The organism is Paenibacillus koleovorans NBRC 103111, assembly GCF_004000845.1.
Classification (GTDB): Bacteria; Bacillota; Bacilli; order Paenibacillales; family NBRC-103111; genus Paenibacillus_AA; species Paenibacillus_AA koleovorans.
Genome location: NZ_BIMA01000094.1, coordinates 1 through 21082, shown reverse-complemented (window position 1 = coordinate 21082; position 21082 = coordinate 1). Strand labels below are relative to the sequence as shown.

General features: G+C 53.3%; 9 protein-coding genes. 8 read left to right on the top strand and 1 reads right to left on the bottom strand.

Translation table 11 applies throughout. The features are described 5' to 3' along the window. The first annotated feature begins 45 nt into the window (after positions 1 to 45). Positions 46 to 1020, top strand: a complete 975-nt coding sequence (locus tag PKO02S_RS24165) for an ROK family protein (RefSeq protein WP_127586997.1) — start codon at positions 46 to 48, stop codon at positions 1018 to 1020. Between the two features lie 22 nt (positions 1021 to 1042). On the opposite strand, the gene PKO02S_RS24160 is transcribed toward PKO02S_RS24165, so the two are convergent. After that, entirely contained in the window at positions 1043 to 3298 is a 2256-nt protein-coding gene (locus PKO02S_RS24160) for a helix-turn-helix domain-containing protein (protein WP_127586995.1), read from the bottom strand. Positions 3299 to 3523: 225 nt separating this feature from the next. Here PKO02S_RS24160 and hepB point away from each other — a divergent pair, with 225 nt between their 5' ends. The 7 genes from hepB (at position 3524) to PKO02S_RS24125 (ending at position 20596) form a co-directional block, all read left to right on the top strand. Continuing rightward, on the top strand, positions 3524 to 12439 hold the full coding sequence (gene hepB / locus PKO02S_RS24155; RefSeq protein ID WP_127586993.1) for a heparin/heparin-sulfate lyase HepB: 8916 nt from the start codon (positions 3524 to 3526) through the stop codon (positions 12437 to 12439). A 565-nt stretch (positions 12440 to 13004) separates the two neighbouring features. Next, positions 13005 to 14642, top strand: coding sequence for a type 2 periplasmic-binding domain-containing protein (locus PKO02S_RS24150; protein ID WP_127586991.1), 1638 nt, complete (start codon positions 13005 to 13007; stop codon positions 14640 to 14642). A gap of 136 nt (positions 14643 to 14778) precedes the next feature. Next, positions 14779 to 16371 carry an extracellular solute-binding protein gene (locus PKO02S_RS24145; protein WP_127586989.1) on the top strand — a complete coding sequence of 531 codons (1593 nt, stop codon included), beginning with the start codon at positions 14779 to 14781 and terminating at the stop codon, positions 16369 to 16371. Between the two features lie 32 nt (positions 16372 to 16403). Beyond that, positions 16404 to 17555 carry an N-acetylglucosamine-6-phosphate deacetylase gene (gene nagA / locus PKO02S_RS24140; RefSeq protein ID WP_164821648.1) on the top strand — a complete coding sequence of 384 codons (1152 nt, stop codon included), beginning with the start codon at positions 16404 to 16406 and terminating at the stop codon, positions 17553 to 17555. 184 nt (positions 17556 to 17739) lie between these two features. Further along, positions 17740 to 18594 carry an amidohydrolase family protein gene (locus PKO02S_RS24135; RefSeq protein ID WP_246067291.1) on the top strand — a complete coding sequence of 285 codons (855 nt, stop codon included), beginning with the start codon at positions 17740 to 17742 and terminating at the stop codon, positions 18592 to 18594. Between the two features lie 43 nt (positions 18595 to 18637). Continuing rightward, entirely contained in the window at positions 18638 to 19867 is a 1230-nt protein-coding gene (gene lplT, locus PKO02S_RS24130) for a lysophospholipid transporter LplT (RefSeq protein ID WP_127586985.1), read from the top strand. 207 nt (positions 19868 to 20074) lie between these two features. Further along, positions 20075 to 20596 carry a hypothetical protein gene (locus PKO02S_RS24125; protein ID WP_127586983.1) on the top strand — a complete coding sequence of 174 codons (522 nt, stop codon included), beginning with the start codon at positions 20075 to 20077 and terminating at the stop codon, positions 20594 to 20596. Positions 20597 to 21082: the final 486 nt, after the last annotated feature.

The following is a 21082-nucleotide window of genomic DNA, read 5'->3' as shown; positions in this document are numbered from 1 at the left end:
AAGCAGCAAACATTCAATATGCAAAGAGGGAAGGGGAACGGAGCCATGAGCAAATACCGGATCGGCATGGATCTGGGCGGTACCAATATCGTGTGCGGACTCGTGGGCGAGCGCAATGAGGCGATTCAAGTGATCAAATCGCCGACGGAAGCCCACTTGGGGGAAGAGGCCGTTCTCAAGAAAATGGCCGATATGGCGAATGCTTTGCTGAATCAGAATGGATTGTCCGTCGACCAGCTAACGGCTGTCGGCGCCGGCATCCCAGGGTTGATCGATCCTGAAGCAGGACTATGCATCGGTTCCTCCAACTTGAAGTGGAGAAACGTTAGAGCAGCCGAGCGGCTGGAGCAGCTCATCCATGTACCGGTCACGATCGATAACGATGTCCGCATGTACGTGCTCGGCGAAGCGATGTATGGCGCCGGTCGCGACAAAAAGGTCGTGCTTGGCGTAACGCTCGGCACCGGCATCGCATCGGCGCTCGTCTACGAAGGGCGCCTCTATTACGGGGCCGCCAAGATCGCCGGCGAATTCGGCCACATCTACATGGACGGCGAGACGGCCAAGTGCGGCTGCGGGCTCACCGGCTGCCTCGAGACGGTGGCCTCCGCCACCGGGATGGCCCGCCAAGCGCGCGAGCTGCTGGCCGCCGGTAGAGCCAGCTCGCTAGCCGGCATCGAAGAAGCCGGCGGTCTCTTGACGGCGGCGCATATCTCGCAGGCGTACGACGAAGGCGATGCGGTCGCCGTGCAGGTCATGCAGCATACCGGCCGTACGCTCGGCAAGGCGCTGTCCTATGCCGTTACGCTGTACAACCCCGACGTCATCGTCGTCGGCGGCGGAGTGGCGAACGCGGGCGAGCGGCTGCTGAAATACACACGCGAGACACTCGCAGCTCACTCGCTGCGTCCGCTGCACGCTACACTCGAGATTCGCCCGGCCGAGCTCGGCGACAACGCCGGCGTGCTGGGCTCCGCCGCCGCTGCCCAGAAGCGGGCTGCGGGAGTGGCATCCGCCTAGAACAAACAAGGGGAATCCGTCTTTAGGATTCCCCTTGTCTCATTTTCCGGAAGTCCGTCGGCGTGATGCCCATGAACTTCTTGAACATGCGGTAGAACGAGTTCATATTCAGATAGCCGACTTGCTCGGCCACGTCCTGGATTCGCAGATCAGTGTTGGTCAAAATCTCAGCCGCCCGTTTGATCCGAATCTCATTGATCGCGTCGACGAAGTTGGTGCCGGTCTTTTCCTTGAAGTACGTGGACAAGTATCCTGGCGTAATGTTCAGCTTGCCCGCCACCACATCGAGCGTGACGTCCTTCGTATAGTGGTTCTCCATATACTCAAGCGCGAAGCTGATAATCGGATCGCGCTCTTCGCGTTTCATCCGGACTTTGCCGCAGACGCGGGCGATTTGGCGCTCCAGCTGTTCGGACAGCTCTTCGATCGTGTGCAGCAGCGTATAGGCAAATGCACTCGGCTCTTCGGTGCCGAGCTTGAGAGAGGTCAGCAGCTTGTCCAGCTTGACGTGCAGCTCCTCCGCGAACCGCTGGAACCGCTCGGCGTCCGCCTTCTTGCGGCTCAAGAACGCGATCATCCGCTTCATCGTCTGAATCGCTTCGGCTTCATTCCCCGCCTGGAGGTGGACATCGAACTCTTGCTCCAAGCCGGAAGGGAGGTCGATCCGTTGTTCGTCGGCATACGAATCCAACAAAATATGCGTCTCGTCATCGAACGGACGGTGTCGGATACGCCGCAGCGTCTGCTCGTAAGCCGGGGTGAAGTCAGTGTCGCTGTAGTAAACGGGACTGACCGCGATTGTCAGGAAGAAGTAGCTTTTGTCGATATCCATCACGCTTTTCACTTGCTCCAACGCTTCGGTCAGCTTCGCATCGATCTTATCCGCATATACGAGCGACAGAATCTGGTTGCTCTCGATCTGGAACGTGTGCGACCCTTCTAGCCGGCTGCTCATCATGAACTGCAGAAACTCGCGAATAAACGCAATCGAGCGGATTTCCTCGTCCTTCATTTCTTCTTGGAAGCGTTGCTTGAACGAGAGACGGAACAGAACGAACAGAAACGGCTTGGTACCGCCGCCGCTCAGCAAATCCTGCTCGGTGCTGAACATGCCAGGAATTCGCTTCAGCTTGTTGATGAACGCGTAATACATTAAATGATTGTTTTTCGTCGCGAGATCCTGGTGCACCGCTTCGCTCGTCTGCAAAATCCTGCCGACATTTTCCCGTATCATCTCGAACTCATTGGCGTGGTCGGCGATCGGACTCGCCGTTTTGTGGTTCGCATTCATATGGCGGATCGATTCTACGATTTTCTTGACCGGGTTGTTGAACCTCACCGTGAACAGCACCGAAATGACGATACTGATGACCACCGACACGGCCAGCAAGCCGAATAGGGTGACATTCAACCGGACAATCTGCGAAGAAATGCTCGCGTCCGGCACAACGTTGATGTACGTGAGACCGGTTTCCGCCCCTCGGGTGTAGAAATAGTAGCTATTGTTGATCTTGATGTAGCTGCGGTCCGGCGGGAGCTCGGGAATTTGCTGCGTATCCGCGGCGTGAGAGAACAATACCTTGCCCTGAGGGTCCAGGATGTACAGCGAGTCATTAATCGACAAATGGTAAGCGTTTAAAAATTTGTCCGTGTCGATCAAACCCAGAAACACGTAGTTCGGATACAGGCTGCTTTTCACAATATAAGGCAGCACGAGTCCGGTTTTGGGCGTCGAAATGGCATAAGTGGTCTCCGAGAAGCTCGCCGCCGGATAAATTTGAAAGCCCTGCGGGCTTTTAAACTGCTCCATCCAAAACTCGTACGTATACGTCTCATTGTTGAAATACTGCGAGAACATCATTTTCGCGTCCGCGCCCATCGTCTTGTCCATCACGAACGAACGGTTCACGCTGTAGACGAACAGATTGTCCAGGTATAGCAGCTGATTGGACACCGTATTCTGCAAATCGTTGATCACTTGCTTCGCCAGGATATAGTCCAGCTGCGGCGTCAGCTCCAGCGATTGAAGTTTGCCGTTCATGAACAGACTTGAGGCCACATTGTGGACGAGCTGCAGGTGCTGCTCCATATGCTTCGTCGTGGTATTCAAGTTGTTGTTGTTGTAGCTGATGATCTCGTTGCGGATGTTGTTGCGGAAAAAAGCGAAAGAGAAAAAGTTGAACGACACCAGCAAAACGATAATGGCCATAAAACCGAGCAGCAGTTTAATAAAAATCGAGCTTGTCTTCCTCTTCAGCTGCAGCAGTCTGTTCAGCATAGCCGCGATTTTCCTCCCCTTCTCTATTACCTGCCAACCCCTGATCTCTCTATATCCGCCGGCTTCTATGTCACTTCATCGAATCTATAACACAATTACGAATCGTCCTTAGATTGGAGAGAAACCGGAAGTTCCGCCACTAACAGCGAGGAGTTAATTTTAATAATATAAGATTGCCTTTGAAAAGCAAAGCACAAAAAGCGCTAAAGGAGATGAGAGATTGCTATGATCCGAAAGGCGGGGAAACGGTGTCTGGTTTCATTCTTGGCACTATGGATGGTCCTATCTACGTTCGGCAACGCAGTACTTGCACTGAACGGGGGTGAAAGTGAAAGCGGTTCCGTTCAAGCATTGAGCGCGGGGACTCCCCCGGTGCCGCCGTCGGCGCATCCGCGGTTGTTCGTGAAGACGCAGGCGGACATCGACGAGCTGAAGGCGAAGATGACGGCGTCGATTACGCAGCCGGTGTGGGATACGATTGTGAGCAGCAGTACGGGCGGTGCGGCCAATTTGGACGTTATCAAGTCGAAAGCTCTGAGGTATTTGCTTGGAGATGGGACGGCGTACGGTCAGCAAGCCATTAGCTTGTTCGACACGTATATCAAGGCTTTTAACCTCACCGGAACAAGAGAAATCGGTCACATGTTAGTTGCAGGTGCAATCGTCTACGATTGGTGTTATCCGCTATTAAGCGAGACGAACAAAACAGAATGGAATGCCCTATTCAAATCAAACGCCAAGAAAATGGAGATCGGGTATCCTCCACTTGTAACGAATCAAGGGGCGGTAAGCGGTCACGGTGCGGAGGATCAGGTGCTTCGCGACCAACTGAGTTGGGCGGTAGCGGTCTACAACGAGGATCCTACCATATACAATACGGTAGCCGGTGCCATCTTTGACCGTTACATTGAAGTTCGAAACTGGTTTTATGCTTCCGGCAAACATCATCGTGGCGATTCTTACGGTCAATATACGCTCGCCAGTGATTTCGTTTCGGCTCTGATTTTCAAGAAGATGAGCGGAATCGATATTTATGATGCCAATCTTCAGCAGCACGCTCTAGACTGGTTCTTGTATAGCCGCCGACCGGATGGAACACTTCTGCGAGATGGCGACTCATTTGAAGACGACCAGCATCCCTATGGCCAATATTGGCGCCAGCCGTGGCCTTGGATGGTGGCGGCCAATCTGTTCCAGAACGGGTATCTGCAAGGTGAATTTTTACGCAATTACAACGGGAAAGACGGAACAGGTACGAACGATGTCGGCAAGCTTGACCCGGTTCTGGAATTCCTTTACATTGACCCGACCGTTCAACCTAAGTCTGTCAGCGACTTGCCGCTAACTAAGTATTTTGGAACACCTCATGGCAGCATGGTTGCCCGTACCGGCTGGACGGAAGGCATGAACCTGCAATCGAATGATGTCGTTGCAGATATTCGGATGGACGAATACTTCTTCAGCGGTCACCAGCACTTGGATGCAGGAGCGTTCCAGATTTATTACAAAGGTGCGCTTGCTATTGATTCAGGCTTATATGGAATTTATGAGACCGATCATCACATGAATTACAGCAGGCGAACAATCGCCCACAACTCCTTACTGATCTATGATCCGAATGAAAAGTTCGAGTGGCACGAGGAGACGCCAGGGACTTACAAAGGGAAGACGCTCATTAACGACGGCGGTCAATTCTGGCCGAATCATAATTATGAGCCGTCCGATTTGGATGATTTGCTGAATCCGGCAAAGGGTTATAAGCGCAGCACCGTAATGGCGCAGCAAATTGGCCCGGATCCGATCACACCGAATTTTAGCTATATCAAGGGCGACTTGACGAACAACTACAAGTCTACCAAAGTTAGCGACTATAATCGCTCCTTTGTTTTCTTGAATCTGAAGGATAGTACGCATCCGGCTGCTGTTATCGTGCACGATAAAGTAACTTCGACGGATCCGAGCTTCAAGAAAACTTGGCTGCTGCACAGCATCGAGCAGCCGGAAATTAATGGGAATACGACTACCATCAGCCGTACAACGGACGGTTATGGCGGGCAGCTAGTGAATACGACCTTGCTGCCGCAAACCGCTACAATCACTCCAGTTGGCGGACCTGGTCACGAGTTCCAAGACCTGAATGGTAAGAACTGGCCAGAAACGCCTGAACAATCTAAATGGACGACATCGACAGAAGAAGGTGCCTGGAGAATTGAAGTATCGCCAAGCACACCTGCACTTACGGACACGTTCTTGAACGTCATGCAAGTATCTGATATTGATGAAGCTCCTCTCTCTCCTGAGCGGGTCGAGTCCGCTGAACTGGAAGGCGTCAAGATTGCCGACCGTGTTGTGCTATTCAGCAAGTCTGGCGATAAGCGTAACTCATCGATGACTTTCAGTGTAACGGGGGAAGGCTTGATGCAGTTCAGTATCGCCGATCTCGCTGCGGGTGCTTGGAATGTAACTGGGGCGTCAAATACGAAAGCCAACGTTACGGAGCAAGGCGGAATCTTGTACTTCACAGGCGGAGCCGGTACGTATACAATCAGCCCAGCCCCAGAAGCTCCTGTGCCTGCTGCGGACATCACTTCATTCCAAGTGAATGGACAAGCAGGGTCATCCGTGATCGATGTCACCAATAAAACCGTGACCTTCGGTGTACCTTATGGATCCACACTTACTAATCGCACGCCGGATATTCGAGTTTCCGCTGGTGCAGTAGTATCTCCTGTATCGGGAATTCCGCAGAACTTCACTTCACCTGTGCCGTACACGGTCACATCAGGTGGAAACTCTGTGGTGTGGAATGTGTTTGGTCAAGTAAATCCTCAAAGCTCCGCGAAGCGGATTACACAGCTGACCTTGCCTGTACAAGTAGGGAAAGCGACAATCAATGAGGCGACCCGTACTGTATCGTTTAGAGTGCCCTATGGCACGAATGTAACAGTGCTGACTCCTTCATTTACAGTGTCGCCATTAGCGACGATTTCGCCTGCATCTGGCAGCTCTCAAAATTTCACTAGTCCGGTTACCTACACGGTCACCGCCGAAGACGGATCAACTCAGCCTTACTCGGTCTCTGTTGTTCTGGACCCGCCTAGCAGCGAGAAAGCCATAACTGAATTTACTGTTCCTGATCAGGTTGGATTGTCTATCATAGATCCGGTTTTGCACACAGTGAAATTTCAAATGCTTGAATCGGCAGATGTAACTGCGCTTGTACCGACAATTTCCGTTTCGGCAGGAGCAACCGTCTCCCCTACTTCAGGCGCGGCAACGAATTTTACTAATCCGGTCACCTACACAGTAACAGCTCAAGACGGTACTCCGCAGACTTGGGTCGCAACAATGGAAAGATCCGCGGCATGGTATTCTACCGTAGCTTGGAATAAGTACTCACTTGGGACCGAGAACATTAAAAAAGTTATCGCAGAATTTGATTTAACCCCGCTCCTCGGGCCAAGTGCCGCCTATGATTCGATCCTGGGTTATGCGGATAGCTCCGTGACGATTGGAGCATTTAGTGAAATTCCCATCGGATTGTACTTTAATCCGGAGAATAAAATTTTCCAAGTTCGAAATGGCGGTGCATGGGCGAAGGTGACCGACATTCCCATAACCATAAATACAAAGTACCATTTCAAATTCAAAATTGATTTTGCAACGAAGAAGTATAGTGTTTGGGTAACACCGCAAAACGGATCGGAAACTCTCTTGTTTGCGGACGCTGCCTTCCGGACCAGCGCGACAGCAATTGACGATTTGGGACAAATCATTCTCAAGAGCAGTGGAACCGCAAACCAGGACAGAACGTATCTGGTAGAGAATCATAAGGTAGAGCGAGATGTTTGGAAATCCAATATGGACTTTGCCAAGTCATCGTATCAACTGGATAAACCTTATAGCGGCAGAGTTCGAACCGAGTTTGATTTAACGACTGTGGCGGATTTAACCAGCACGGTGAACGCCATCTTCGGGTATCAGGCATACGAGGCGGACAATGCTTCAATGACCTACGCCAAAATTCCAATGTCGTTGTACTTTAATCCTGATATAGGACAGTATGGTCAACTATTTCAAACGAAGAACGGCAGTTTAACGAATGCGGAGTCTATCGTTCCGATAGTAAAAGACAAAACATACCATTTTGAATTCGAGATGGATTTGCCGAACAAAACGTACAGCGTATGGGTCACTCCTGCAGGTGGAAATAGGGTGAGTCTCCTCACGAACGGTGCGTTCCGAACTAATGCTGAGTCCATCACGAACGTAGGGAAAGTATATTTGAAATCACTAGGCGCAGATCAGATGTTCATCATTGAGAACCATACGATATCGCCGATTCTGACAGAGCCGACTTTACCTTTGAAGCTGGCCCAAGTACCGACGATCGGAACTACCAAGCTTGATGATGTGACAGCTCTTTCCGCTACAGAGTTCGAGTTAGGTTTTGACGGGCCTCTTACGCTGGTGAACAAGGATGCCTTCAAAATTCAGAAGTTCAATGGAAGCAGTTGGTCGGATTATGCAGTACTGTCCGCCGCTCAGATCAGCACGACCGATGCGAAACGGTTGAAGCTTACGGCAGCCACGGCGCTGAATTCGACGGACGGATATAATTATCGACTTGTTGTGGTGAATCCAGGTCTTGTGCAAGGTCCGAACAATCAAACCTTCACGATCGGAACAGGCGTAAGCCTTTCCACCAACTTCGAGAAAGTAGCACCGGTGATGAAGTCGGCTCAAGCGAAAGCGGCATCCTCGAACCGAATCGAGCTGAAGTTCTCGGAACGAATCATTGCCTTCGACAAATCCGATTTTGTGTTGAAGAACGGAAACGATCAAGTGATTCCTTCCACGGAGTACACGATCGAACGTTCCAAGCCGGATACATTGGATATTACATTGAATTCGGCTAGCCAGGTTGCCCAGCAAACGGTCAAAATCAGTGCACCGAGTGCAGCAAACGTCTATGACGCCGGCGGCAACAAAATGGCTGCATCGGCCAGCGAGCTTACGGTTTCCGTACCGCTTGAAGTTTACCCGGATCCGAACGGTTCTGCAGTCAGCAAAATCTGGGCTGTGAACGACGGAGAAACGGTGAAACGGAACGACCTGAGCAATCCGAATAAAGCCAGCAACTCGGCTTGGGACGGCACCAAGGTGAAGCTTTTCGGCGGACGCAATGAAATGCTTGCCTTCCAGGTGGTCGTCGAGTCGGGTACGAAAGGGATCGGCAGCTTGTCTCTCTCACTGCCGGAGCTGGCTCAAGCCGGTGGTACGGGCAAGATTACGTACAAGGCTCCTGCGGTGGATCCGACCGATTATGTAGACCGGCCGATTCAAATTTTCTCGGAAAACTACATGAATGTTACGGAACCGACAAGAGCGGGCTGGATCGTGCCGAACTCGGGTCCGGGGTCAGTGCCGAACGGTCTGGGCTGGGTACCGGTCCAACTCGTTCCGGAGAACGCTACTCCTGGCAAAGGCGGCTTCCCGCTGCAAGTGAGCCCTTCTCAGAATCAAGCTTTGTGGATCGAAATCTACACAGAGAAGGATTTACCGGCAGGTTTGTACAATGGTAGCATCACCGTTACGGTGGATGGTGTGGATCACCCAATTCCGGTTGAACTGGAGCTGTTTGATTTTACATTGCCCGACGAGAATAGCATGGATGCTATGATTTTCTACGAAAGCATTCAGACCGATGTATACCACGGGACGAACATGGACGATCAGTATCATCGTCTGGCGCATCGCAACCGCGTGGAGTTCGTGAACGGGTACGATCCAGTTACGGCTGCAGCCCAAATCGGTCGACTGAACGGGGCTGACTTTACGGCTGCGAACGGCTACGAAGGGCCTGGGGAAAATGTGGGCAATCATATCGTTCCGCGGACGTTCTACGGACCTGGTACGCTGTTCGACACTGAACAATCGGCTAGAACGACTTCGGATGAATGGATGACGTATCTGAACAGCACGTTTGGTCCAGGTGCGAAGACTACATTCGTTTATATGCCGGATGAGCCGGGCGACAATGCAACCTTCGACTATATTAAGAAAATCGCAGGTTATATTAAGAACAACCCTGGTGTTGGGAAAGATTTGCCGGTCTTCGTCACTTCCGGTTACAACGCCACGTTGGACCAGAACAATTTGATCGACATCTGGGATGCTACTCCAAGCCATTATGATCACGCCAGAGCGCTTATCGAGCGTCAACACGGCGATGATATGTGGATTTACAACGGCAACCGTCCTTACTCGGGCGCTCCGGTTTATGAAACTCCGGCTACGGATTCGAGAGCCACGATTTGGGGCAGCTACAAAAAGGACATCGACACGTATTTCTATTGGTCTGCAGCAAACTGGCGCCATAACTCCCAAATGTGGAGAGGGATGGACCGCCATCAGAACGTATGGCTCGAGCCGATCACGTACTTCAATCGGGAGCCATCCACAGGCAACGGAGATGGAGTTATGGTGTATCCGGGGCAAAACGTGAGATTCCTGTCGGAAGATCGCGGAATTGTCGGACCGATCTCCTCGATCCGCCTTGCCAATATGCGTCGTGGCTTGCAGGATCACCTGTATATGACGATGCTGGCGGAGAAAGGCAAGCAGGATGTCGTCAACCAAGCATTGAACGACGTAGTCCCAGGCATTCTGGATATTAACTCGACTCAATTAGGATTTGCAGAGACAGGCAACGCCTTCGAAACAGCTCGCTATAAGCTGGCGCAAGCTCTTGGAGCTACAGCTCCGACCATTACGATGACAGGCGTTCAGACGGGGGCTGTCGTAACCGATCCGTCGCTCAGCTTCACAGTAACGGCGAAGGATTCCAGCAATGTAAGCTATCCTGCGGTCGTGAAGCTGAACAATGTTGTGCAAACGGAAGTGTCGCCGGGTTCTTACAACGTTACATTGCAGCTTGGAGCAAACACAATCACAGTGGATTCGGCAAACGGCAGTTTGGCCGCTCCTCAGATCGTGATCGTTGTGACTTACAATCCGACTGCAGTCGCAACGGCTCCTGTTATTACCGTCACCGGGATCACGTATGGAGCAACTGTCAACAGTCCTACGTTGTCCTTTACCGCATCGGCGAAGGATAATCTCAACCAATCGCACCCAGTTGTAGTGAAGTTAAACGATACTCTACAGTCTGAATTGGCGCCAGGCTCTTATCAGGTGCAACTGCTGTCAGGGTGGAACACGATTACTGTCGATTCGTCGAACGGCAGTCTGACTGCGACTCAAGCGGTGTACCAAGTGCAGTATGTCCCTCAACCGGTTGCTACGTCAATCGCAATTTCGGTGACCGGCCTTACTTCGGGATCCAAAGTAACATCATCCGAGCTAAGCTTTACCGCAACTGCAAAGGATGACTTGAATCAAGATCTGCACGTTGTTGTGAAAGTGAATGGAGCTGAGCAGACCGAGCAGTCTCCAGGCAACTACACCGTCCAGCTTCAGCCAGGCTGGAACACGATCACCGTCGATTCGTCGAACGGGACCGTATCCGCCGTGCAGAAGTCTTATACAGTAGGGCTTGCGACAGCACCTGTCATTACAGTAACAGACTTGGTGAATAGCGCTAACAATCCGGTAGTTACCTTTACTGCTTCGGCAAAAGACAATCTGAATCAATCGCATCCTGTGGTCGTGAAGTTGAACGAGGTTACTCAAACCGAACAATTTGGCGCACCTGGAACTTACAGGCTGACCCTGCGGGAAGGCTTGAACACGGTCACGATCAACTCGACGAACGGCAGCTTGCATGCTGAGAAAAAATCGTACAGCTTCACGTACACCGTTCCAACGACTACCGATCCAAACCCGCCAACGGACCCGAATCCGCCAGTCATTCCACCTGCGGATACAACTGAGGTGAAGCCGGTGGTGAAGGAAACGGTTGTAGACGGCAAGTCGATTGGAGAAGTCGCGGTCGACCCGAATCAAGTGAAAGGCGCGATTGAGAAGGCGGGCAAGGACGGCAGCAATAAGGTCCAGATCGTCGTCAATGATGCAGCTTCGGCTTCCAAAGATGAATTGAAAGTAAGCCTGAACAAAGATTCGCTCTCGCAGCTCAGCTCGGGCAAGGTGGATGCCGAGATCAAGACCGCTTTCGGTACGGTTGAATTGCCGGCAGCGTCGCTGTCCAAGCTGAGTGGCAGCAATCAAGATTTGACGATCAACGTCACTCCAATGAAGAGCAATGGAGACCGTAAAGCGGTTGAAGAGCGGACGCTGAACTCGGCGGCTGTAACCGTTGCGGCGGAAGGCAAAGATGTGCAAGTGATCGGAACGCCGGTCGTCATCGAAACGAATTTCACGGGAGTTCCAGTCTCGCTCGTGTTCCCGATCGATACCGCCGCGCTGCCGACTAATCCAACTGAACGCGAGGCGTTCCTGAACTCGCTGTCCGTCTACATCGAACACTCCGACGGTGACAAGGTTGTTCAGAAAGGCGTAGCGAAGTATGACGCGAGCGGTCAACTGATCGGACTCGAGATTACGATTGAGAAGTTCAGTACATTCACGATGATTGCCCTGCAAGACAAACAACCGGCACCGAAGAAACCGTTTATCTTCGGCTACCCGGATGGCACGTTCCGTCCGGATGCCGCGATTACGAGAGCGGAGATGGCTTCGATTCTGGCGAATCTGTTAGGTGCGGGAAGCGTGTCGACCGGCACTATACCGTTCCAAGACGTCCCAGCCGGTCATTGGGGGACCCAAGTCATCCGTCAAGTATTGGAAGCGAAGCTGATGCTTGGCGACGACAACGGCAACTTCCGTCCGGATGACAAAATCACGAGAGCGGAAATTGCAGTTATCGCCACAAGACTCGCTGCGATTCCGGCAACCGGCAGTCCGATTCGCTTCAGCGATACGGCCGGCCACTGGTCCGCAGTGACGATCGAGCAAGTAAGCGCAAGCGGTCTGATGACCGGCTACGAGGACGGCACGTTCCGCCCGGACAGTCCGATCACCAGAGCCGAAGTAGTAGCAGCAGTGAATCGTCTGCTCAAGCGCGGCACGCCGGCAATCCCGAGCGCAACGCCGACATGGTCCGATGTACCGTCGACCCACTGGGCATTTGCAGTAATTGAGGAAGCTTCAAAGCAATAATTTAACAACACGGATGTCAAACGAAGGGCTGCCCCAATAGGGCGGCCCTTCCTGTTGCTCTAACTGCAATAAGGTGGATGCCGCGAAAATGTCGAAGCTGGACGAAAACAATACTATGCCGTAGCACCGAAAGTCTGATTTGGTCAGGGATACGGATCGAAGTACCTAAGTACTACATTTAGGAAGCAACCGTCGCGAATTGGATACTTAAACTCACATTGGCCGAAATGGAGTCAGTATGCGAAATTTGATTCTCCAGTAGCGAAATTTGGTATCCAGCATATCCCGCACCTCGCCTCACCAAATCCAACCCTCGCCCAACCCGCCGAACCCGCCCAAATCCCGTGCCCCAAGTGGCTTCTCCTACATTTACGAATCTGTACCGATATTACGAATTTCCCGGAAATCGTGCACTAAACCTGCAAATCCGCCACTTTTTCCGCCATCGGTTCCAATTTATGATCGAGTTGTAACCGGCGAGCAGCCGAGGACGGCACTTCAGAACGTCCAACTGCCAAGCAAGCCGCTGCAACCCATTTGCGGTACCAAGAAAAGGGAGGATTGTATGAAAGCATTAAAAGTGTTAAGCACGGTCCTGGTCGTGAGCGTCGTCGCTACGTCGGCGGTCGCTTGTACGTCCAAGGAAGATCCGGCACCTGCGGCTACGGGCTCCAGCTCGGCATCTCCGACAGGCTCGGCTAAGCCTGCCAGAGAGAAGCTGGACCTGAAATGGTTCGTCGGCTCCTCGGCGATGGCCAATGCAAATCTGCCTTCGGCAGACAAAGATTTTGTCAGAAAGGTAATCGAGGAAAAGTTCAACGTCAGCCTGAAGATCGACTACATGAACTTCAGTGCGGACTACACGAGCAAGATGAACGTGATCCTCACAAGCGGCGACTATCCGGACATGTTCATCGCGCAAGGGACGGACAGCCAGAAGTATGCGACGGACGGCTTGCTGGCTGACCAGAGCACCTTTGTTACGCCGCAAACGATGCCGAACTACTTCAAGTATTGGATCACGCAGGACGAAATCAACAACTACCAATTGAAAGGCATCAAGCACAGCCGCTCGCCGGTACCGTTCCAGCGCAACACGTATGCTTCCTTCTTCATTCGGAAAGACTGGCTGGATAAACTCGGCCTTCAAATGCCTAAATCATACGAAGAGCTGTTGGCTGCCATGAAGGCGTTCACCGAGAAAGATCCGGACGGCAACGGCAAGAAGGATACGTACGGCATGAGCGCTGCAGCAGGCGGCGGACGGATTCCGTTCGACTTCCCGCAATGGATTCAGAACGGCCTGGTAGCGGATTTCCGTGTAGAAGGCAATACGTTCATCGAGTCCCAGACCGATCCGAAAGTGCAAAACGTTATCCAAGGCATTGTCGATATGATGAAGGACGGTATCGTCGACCCCGACTGGTACGTCAACAAAGCGCCTCAGCATATGGATAAAGCGGCGCAAGGCAAAGTCGGCGTCATGTGGTCCGGCGACCCTAGCTTCGGCTACGACACGGTGTCCAACAGCGTGCAAGCCCGGACGAAAGCGCTCGATCCGAAAGCCGATTGGCAGCCGATCTTCCCGTTCGCGAACGCGCCTTACGGCTGGAAAGCCGGTACGCCAGGCGGCACAGGTCCTTTCGTATTCGCCAAATCCGTTGCCGAGAAGTCGCCTGAGAAAATCAAACGCTCCGTCGAAATTCTCGACTGGCTGGCGGGCGAAGAAGGCTACATCCTGACGCACTACGGGCAAGAAGGCAAGCACTACAAGCGCGAAGGCAACAAAATTACGATCGATCCGGATGCAATCGACAAGGACATCGTGAAGCAAGGCGACTGGCTGAACGTATGGCGTTTCTTCACGACGCTCGATGAGCCGGCTGTACTCAAGCTCGATGTCGTCGACCCGCGTCTGTCCGACCGCGATCGCGCGATCAAGAAGTTCGTCGAAGCGATTCCGAAGCATAAGGGCGAACCGGTTACATTGGCACCGCCGGAAGGCACGAACATCGGCGACTTCCGCAAAGAGATGTCCCGTCTGCAAGCGCAAGCGATCTTCGAGGACAAGACCGGTTCCGTATGGCCGAAGTACCGCGAAGAGTTGATGACGAAATACAGCGGCGGAAAGATTTTCCAAGGTTATGTAGACCAGATCAACGTAGTTCTGCCTGCGGACAAAAAGCTTCAACCATGGAAGTAAGCTTGGCGATTTCAGCCAAGTGAGTTCGACCCGTACCGGGCCGGCCAAATCCGACTCGGTACGATTTCTATTTTTCTTATTTGCATCAAGGACAGGTTATGGCACAATGGGAGTATGAAGGAGGAGATTCCAATCCATGCGCAATCCGATGGTGATTCGACTCATACTTACCGTGGCCCTGATCGGGAGCTTGACCGCATGTACGGACGAGACGACCGATCCGGCCAAGGCGAATCCGACCGACAACGGCAAATTGCCGCCGGGCAGCGACGGCAAGAGCAAGAAGGTCACGATTACGTACTTGGACGGGACATATGCAAGTCCCGTGCCGCCGCCTGACGGTCCGGGCGTGAAGATGATCAACGAGAAGTTCAACGTGGATTACAAGGCGGAATTCATCCCTTTCGCGGAATACGCCCAGAAGCTCCCAGTCCGTATGGCGAGCGGGGATTTTCCCGATGTGATCGGGATGGAGTCGGCCGATTCTAGATTTTTCAAGTGGGCGAAGAAGGGGGCTTTCCTTCCTCTCGATTCTTACATCGACAATTACCCGACCCTCCGGATGGTGCCCGATTACGTATGGGACGCGATGAAGGTGGACGGCAAAATATACGGGATCCCGCGCTATTTCCCGGTTCAGTATGGAAAGACGCCTCTCATTCGCAAGGACTGGCTCGACAATCTCGGACTGAAGGTACCGACGAATTTCGAAGAGCTGAAAAAGGTAGCGATCGCCTTCACGAAGAACGACCCGGACGGCAACGGCAAGGATGACACGTACGGCATTATGCTCGCAATGGGCATTCAATACGACTATGACTTCGGCGTCAATTGGAACCCGGCGGCCTGGTACCACAAGAACAAGGAAGGCCAGATTATTCCGGGCGTCATTGCCGAGGAGAGCAAGGAACGGATTCAGATGCTCGCCGATCTATATAAAGAAGGCGCGATTCCGAAGGACTGGGCGGTAACGAAGATCGGGGACGTGAAGAAGGCGTTTTACGCCGGCAAATTCGGCATTTTCTACGAGCAAGCCTACGACAAGTGGCCGACCGACTTCCGTACGCTGAAATCCGTCAATCCGAATGCGGAGCTCGTGCCGATTCCGCCGTTCAAGGCGCCGGACGGATCGCAAGGCTTCAACGGGCTGTCAGGGTATTTCCAAATTTTCGCCTTATCCTCGAAGATGAAGGACGACCCGGACAAAGTGTCGCGATTCCTGGAGATGAACGACTATTTCCGAACTTTCATCCCGCTTGAGCAGCGAACGCCGGCCAATGCGAATTACGACTGGTTGAACGGCAAAAACGGGGTCGGCTACAAAATTGTAAACGGCAGTCAGGAAAATTCGGATTTCAGCCAGGGGCTTCAGCCTAGATTTTATCTGGAGTCCAGGTTCTGGGCGCCAAACGATGATGCGAACGAAGTTTCCAAGGTGGCGGTTGATCCGCTGCAGAAATCGCTGTTCAGCTCGATGGAAACGATGTTCAAGAGCTACAAGGCCTACATCAATCCGATCAACCGGATCAAATCCGAGATATACATGGAGAAATGGGCCGAGCTGGAGCAATACGTCCGTGACGAGCAAGCGAAGATGATCATCGGGCAAGCCAGTGTGAACGAGTGGGATGGCATGGTCCAGCGGTTTCTGGATAAAGGCGGCAAGGAAGTGCTGGACGATGTGAACAAGCTGTTCAAGGAAAAAGGCATCAAGGGTGAATGGAAATAAAATATAGAGATATGGTGAAGGAGAGAGCTCAGATGAGTCGATTGGTTTTGCAGAACGGCAGCATTTACACACCAGGTGGAGTTATCGAGAACGGTTATTTGATCGTTCGGGAAAATGGGGAAATTGAAGCGATCGGAGCTGGACAAGCCCCGTCGGCAGGTGATGCGGAAGTAAGAGATTGCACCGGCTTGCTTGTATTGCCAGGTTTCATCGATGTGCATGTGCATGGCGGCGGTGGTGTCGGGATGCTGGAGGCGACTTTCGAGGGGTTGGAGGGCATGAGCCGCTACCACGCGCAGTTCGGGACGACCGCCTTCCTCGCGACTTCGTCGACGACGGATATGGATCGAATCAAACGTGCGCTCCGCAATGCGGCTGAATCGATCGGCAAGACGACAGGCGCCGAGCTCGCAGGCATCCACCTGGAGGGCCCGTATTTGAACGAAATTCGCCGCGGCGCTCAGAGCAAAGACCATATCCGCTTGCCCCAAATTGACGAAATCCAAGAGCTGTTGAACGAGGCAGGCGGACATATCCGCCTCGTGACGCTGGCGCCTGAAGTGGAAGGCGGCCTGAAGGCTTCCGCATGGCTGGCAGAGCAAGGCGTTACCGTATCGGCCGGTCACTCTAACGCGACGTTCGCCGAGATGGAAGCCGCGGTTCAGCACGGGGTAAACCATACGACTCATCATTTCAACGGCATGAGTCCGTTCCATCATCGCGACCCGGGCTTGGCCGGAGCGGGTATGATATTGCCGGAGCTGACGACGGAGCTCATCTGCGACGGGATTCACGTGCATCCCGGCGCGGTTAAGCTGCTGTTCGAGGTGAAAAAGCCGGAGGGGGTCTGCATGATTACCGACGCGATCTTTGCGGCGGGATTGCCCAACGGCGACTACAAGAACATCGTTGTGAAGGACGGCGTCATTATGCTGTCGGACGGCTCCAGCTTGGCAGGCAGCTCGCTGACGATGCTGCAGGCGCTGAAGAATGTCATCCGGTTCACCGGGCTTTCACTCGAAACCGTGCTCCCTTCACTTACCGCTGTCCCGGCTCGTCAAGTGCGGCTGGATCAGACCAAGGGCTCGCTCGAGCCAGGCAAACACGCCGACTTCCTGCTGCTCACCCCGGAGCTGGAGCTGCAAGCAACCTTTGTCAGGGGCAAAGAAGTATACAGCGCTTAACACGCATAAAGAAGACTGTCTTGCAGGTCTCCAACCGCAGGGCGGTCTTTTCGCTTTCCAGCGGCGATTCTCCGCTTTACATTAGGAAAAGTCTGGACTATAGTTGGAAACGGAGAAGATTGAAACTCACATTTCGCAGGAGTGACGTGCGAAATGAGAGAGAGAGAGAGGAAAGGATGAACGTATGAAGCTGCGTATCGACGCCCATCAGCATTTCTGGAATTTGGACAAGGTGAGCTATCCTTGGCTCACATCGAAGCTGGCTCCTATTGACCGTACGTTCGAGGCGCCGGAGCTGGAGCCGCTGCTCCGTGCGGCGGGCATCTCGAAGACTGTCATCGTTCAGGCGCTAGACGCCTATGTGGACACGGACTACATGCTCGACACGGCGGCGGGACACGATTGGGTAGGCGGCGTTGTCGGCTGGGTGCCGCTAGACCGTCCGGACGAAGCGGCGGCCAAGCTTGAGCAGTATACGAAAAACCCGGTATTCAAGGGTGTCCGTCATTTGATCCACGATTTGGCGGATCCGGATTGGGTGATGCATGACTCGGTCATCGAAGGTTTGAAGGTGCTGGCCTCCTTCGGGATGACATTCGATTATGTGGCGGTGTTCCCGAATCACCTGAAGCACCTGCCGCTGCTGGCGGAGAAGGTGCCGGACCTGAAGATTGTCATCGACCATCTGGCCAAGCCGCCGATTGGCAAGGAGCAGTCGCAATGGACGAAGTGGCAGGGGGAGTTGGCGGCGGCTGCCTCATACCCGCAGATCTATGCGAAAATATCGGGTTTGAACACGGCGACCAGCAACCCGGGCAGTTGGACCGCAGACGACATTCGGCCGGCGATCGACGAAGCAGTAAGCCTATTCGGAGCGGACCGCGTCATGTGGGGAAGCGACTGGCCGGTTGCGCTGCTCGCGGGTACATATGCTCAGGTTTGGGAGGAAACGAACCGGGCGATCGCGTCCTATTCGGAAGCGGAACGGGATGCGATGCTGGGCGGGACCGCCATTTCGTTTTATCGAATGCAGGTGTAGCTGCACACCGCGGAAGTCGAACTAGCAGGCCGGAGAAGGAGAGATGACGATGCTCGCTATGCTGAAGCGGAAGCTTTCTCCGCTCAATGCCGTCGTATGGACGCAATTTTTAAGCTCATTTTCGGACAACTTGAATTTTTTTCTGATCGTCGGCATGGTAAAGCGCCAAGGTGTCGAGAATCCGGACGGCACAATCGCCTACATTCAAATGGCTTTTCTATGTGCTTATGTACTGCTGGCCCCTATCGTCGGCGCTTTCGCGGATAAGAAGTCGAAGGCGCACATCCTTTTAATTGGGAACGCGCTGAAAGCGACAGGGATCGCCTTGCTGCTATTCGGGTTGCCGCCGGTGCTGTGCTACTTGTTAGTCGGAGTCGGCGCGGTTGTGTACTCCCCCGGCAAATATGGCATTCTAACCGAGCTGACGAACAATGAAAACGAGCTGCTGCGCGCGAACGCCAAGGTGGAAGGCTCGACGATTCTCGCTATTTTGCTCGGCACGGTTGGCGGCGGTCTGCTGGCGCAAAACTCGGATTTGCCGGCTATTCTCGTCTGCCTCTGCGTCTACTTGCTGTCCTTGCTCATGACGCTGCTCGTGCCGGCCAGACCGGGCGACGCTTCGATTCGATACGGGCAAGCCGCCGTATCCTTCTTCCGTGACGTGAGGCGTCTGTTCGGCAACGTGAGGAGCCGCTTCTCGCTGATCGGCACCGGTGCGTTCTGGTTGACGGCGTCGGTGCTGCGCATCGCCCTGATCGCTTGGCTGCCGATCAATCTCGGCATCACGGATACGGATCAGCAATCGCTGATCATTGGTGTAACGGCCCTTGGCGTAGTCGCAAGCGCCTTCGTGACCCCGCGCTGGGTGCCGGCAGGGCGGCTGCATCGCGCCTTCTATTATGGGGTTGCCATGGTCGCTACCGTTATGATCGCCACATTCACCCACGAGCTGTGGTTGACGGTAACGCTTCTGTTTTTCACGGGACTGTTCGGAGGCATCTTCGTCATCCCGCTCAATACGATGCTGCAGGAAGAGGGAAAGCGGCTGATTGGCGCCGGCAAGACGATCGCCGTCCAAAACTTCTCCGAGAACGTGCTCACCGTATCAGGTCTGTTCATTTATTTGACACTGACGGAGATGGATGTCCCGGTCAATGAGTCTGTAATCGGCATCGGGCTTGTGCTGACTTGCTTCATTCTGTTCCTGGCGACACAGCTGGCGGCTATCAAACGAGCGGCGGTCACCTTCGAGAAGAACATACCCGGATCCTGACAACCCACACGCCATCGAGGAACAACTGACATTTGCTGGCGACCCAGTCAAGCCCGAGAAGGCTTGGCTGGGTTGTTTTAGTTTCCAAATTCCACTAGAAAAGGCCCGCGGCGACATGGTATATTGGAGAATAAAGGAGAAAGCTGTCGAATAGTGAATGGTAAACGCTTTCGTCCTTCTCGAGCCAAGATCAGGAGGCGAACCGAATTGTTTCTTGTAGACGCATTTCAGCAGCTTTCAGCTGCATTCGGCTATTACTTCGCGCATTCGGTTCTAGTCTGGCTCTCGCTTCCGATTGCTTTAGTTCGGGTGCTGCAGATCGCTTACCGCTCCAGAGTGCCTACTCCGGCGGCCATCACGACGGAATTCGCGGTGGAATTGACCCGATTGTTCCAATATATCCTGGCGCTCTCCATCGGAACGGCGGTGTCCCTCAGCCGGTTGAGCTCCTCTTCCTCGGCATGGGGCGAGATGTTCGCCGGCATCCGACTCGTCAAGTGGGAGTCTCTGCCTTGGGATATTGCCGGATTTCTTGTTGTGTTCGCGCTGTTCAATGCCGCTCTGACGCTGCTGTTCCGCTATGGGAAAGTCGGGGAGCTGCTTCAGCGCCTCAAGCTGCCACGGCATCGTATAGGGATTACGAAACAAGCTTTGCTGCTCGGGATCAAAAATTTGCTGCTCATACCCGTCAGCGTCATCTACGTGTTTCAAATGCTTCACTTTCTGTAACGCTAATTATTTGAATCCGGCAACGTGCTGCTTCATTACGAGTTGAAACAGTAGCACGCGGTGCTTGTCCGAACAGAAACCGTCAGGGAAAATTCCTGATGGTTTTCTTGTTGTATAGGAAGTTATAGACGGCAGAGTTGTGGATAAAGGTGCGTATGGCCTTCAATGCCCGGGTTCTGTGCTGCAGCGGCGAGCGTATGAAAGGGCCTATACGCTCTAGTCCGATTTTTTCGGACTAGGGAGCAGGGGTGCTGGCGCCATGGCGCTCGAAAAAACGGAACGCGATGAACGAAAGTATGACTGATGAGGGCAGGAAGAGGGAGTGGAGAAGCGAAGCGTCAGAGGACCATCAGGGGATCCTCCCTGATGGTTTCTTGACAAATAAGAAAGTTTAAATTCTTTACAGAACTAAAGCGTAAGGGTGCGCTTGCGAAGCGTGGTTGGGGGATTCAGCATCCATGTTGCCGCCTCGCAGCAACGGTGTCT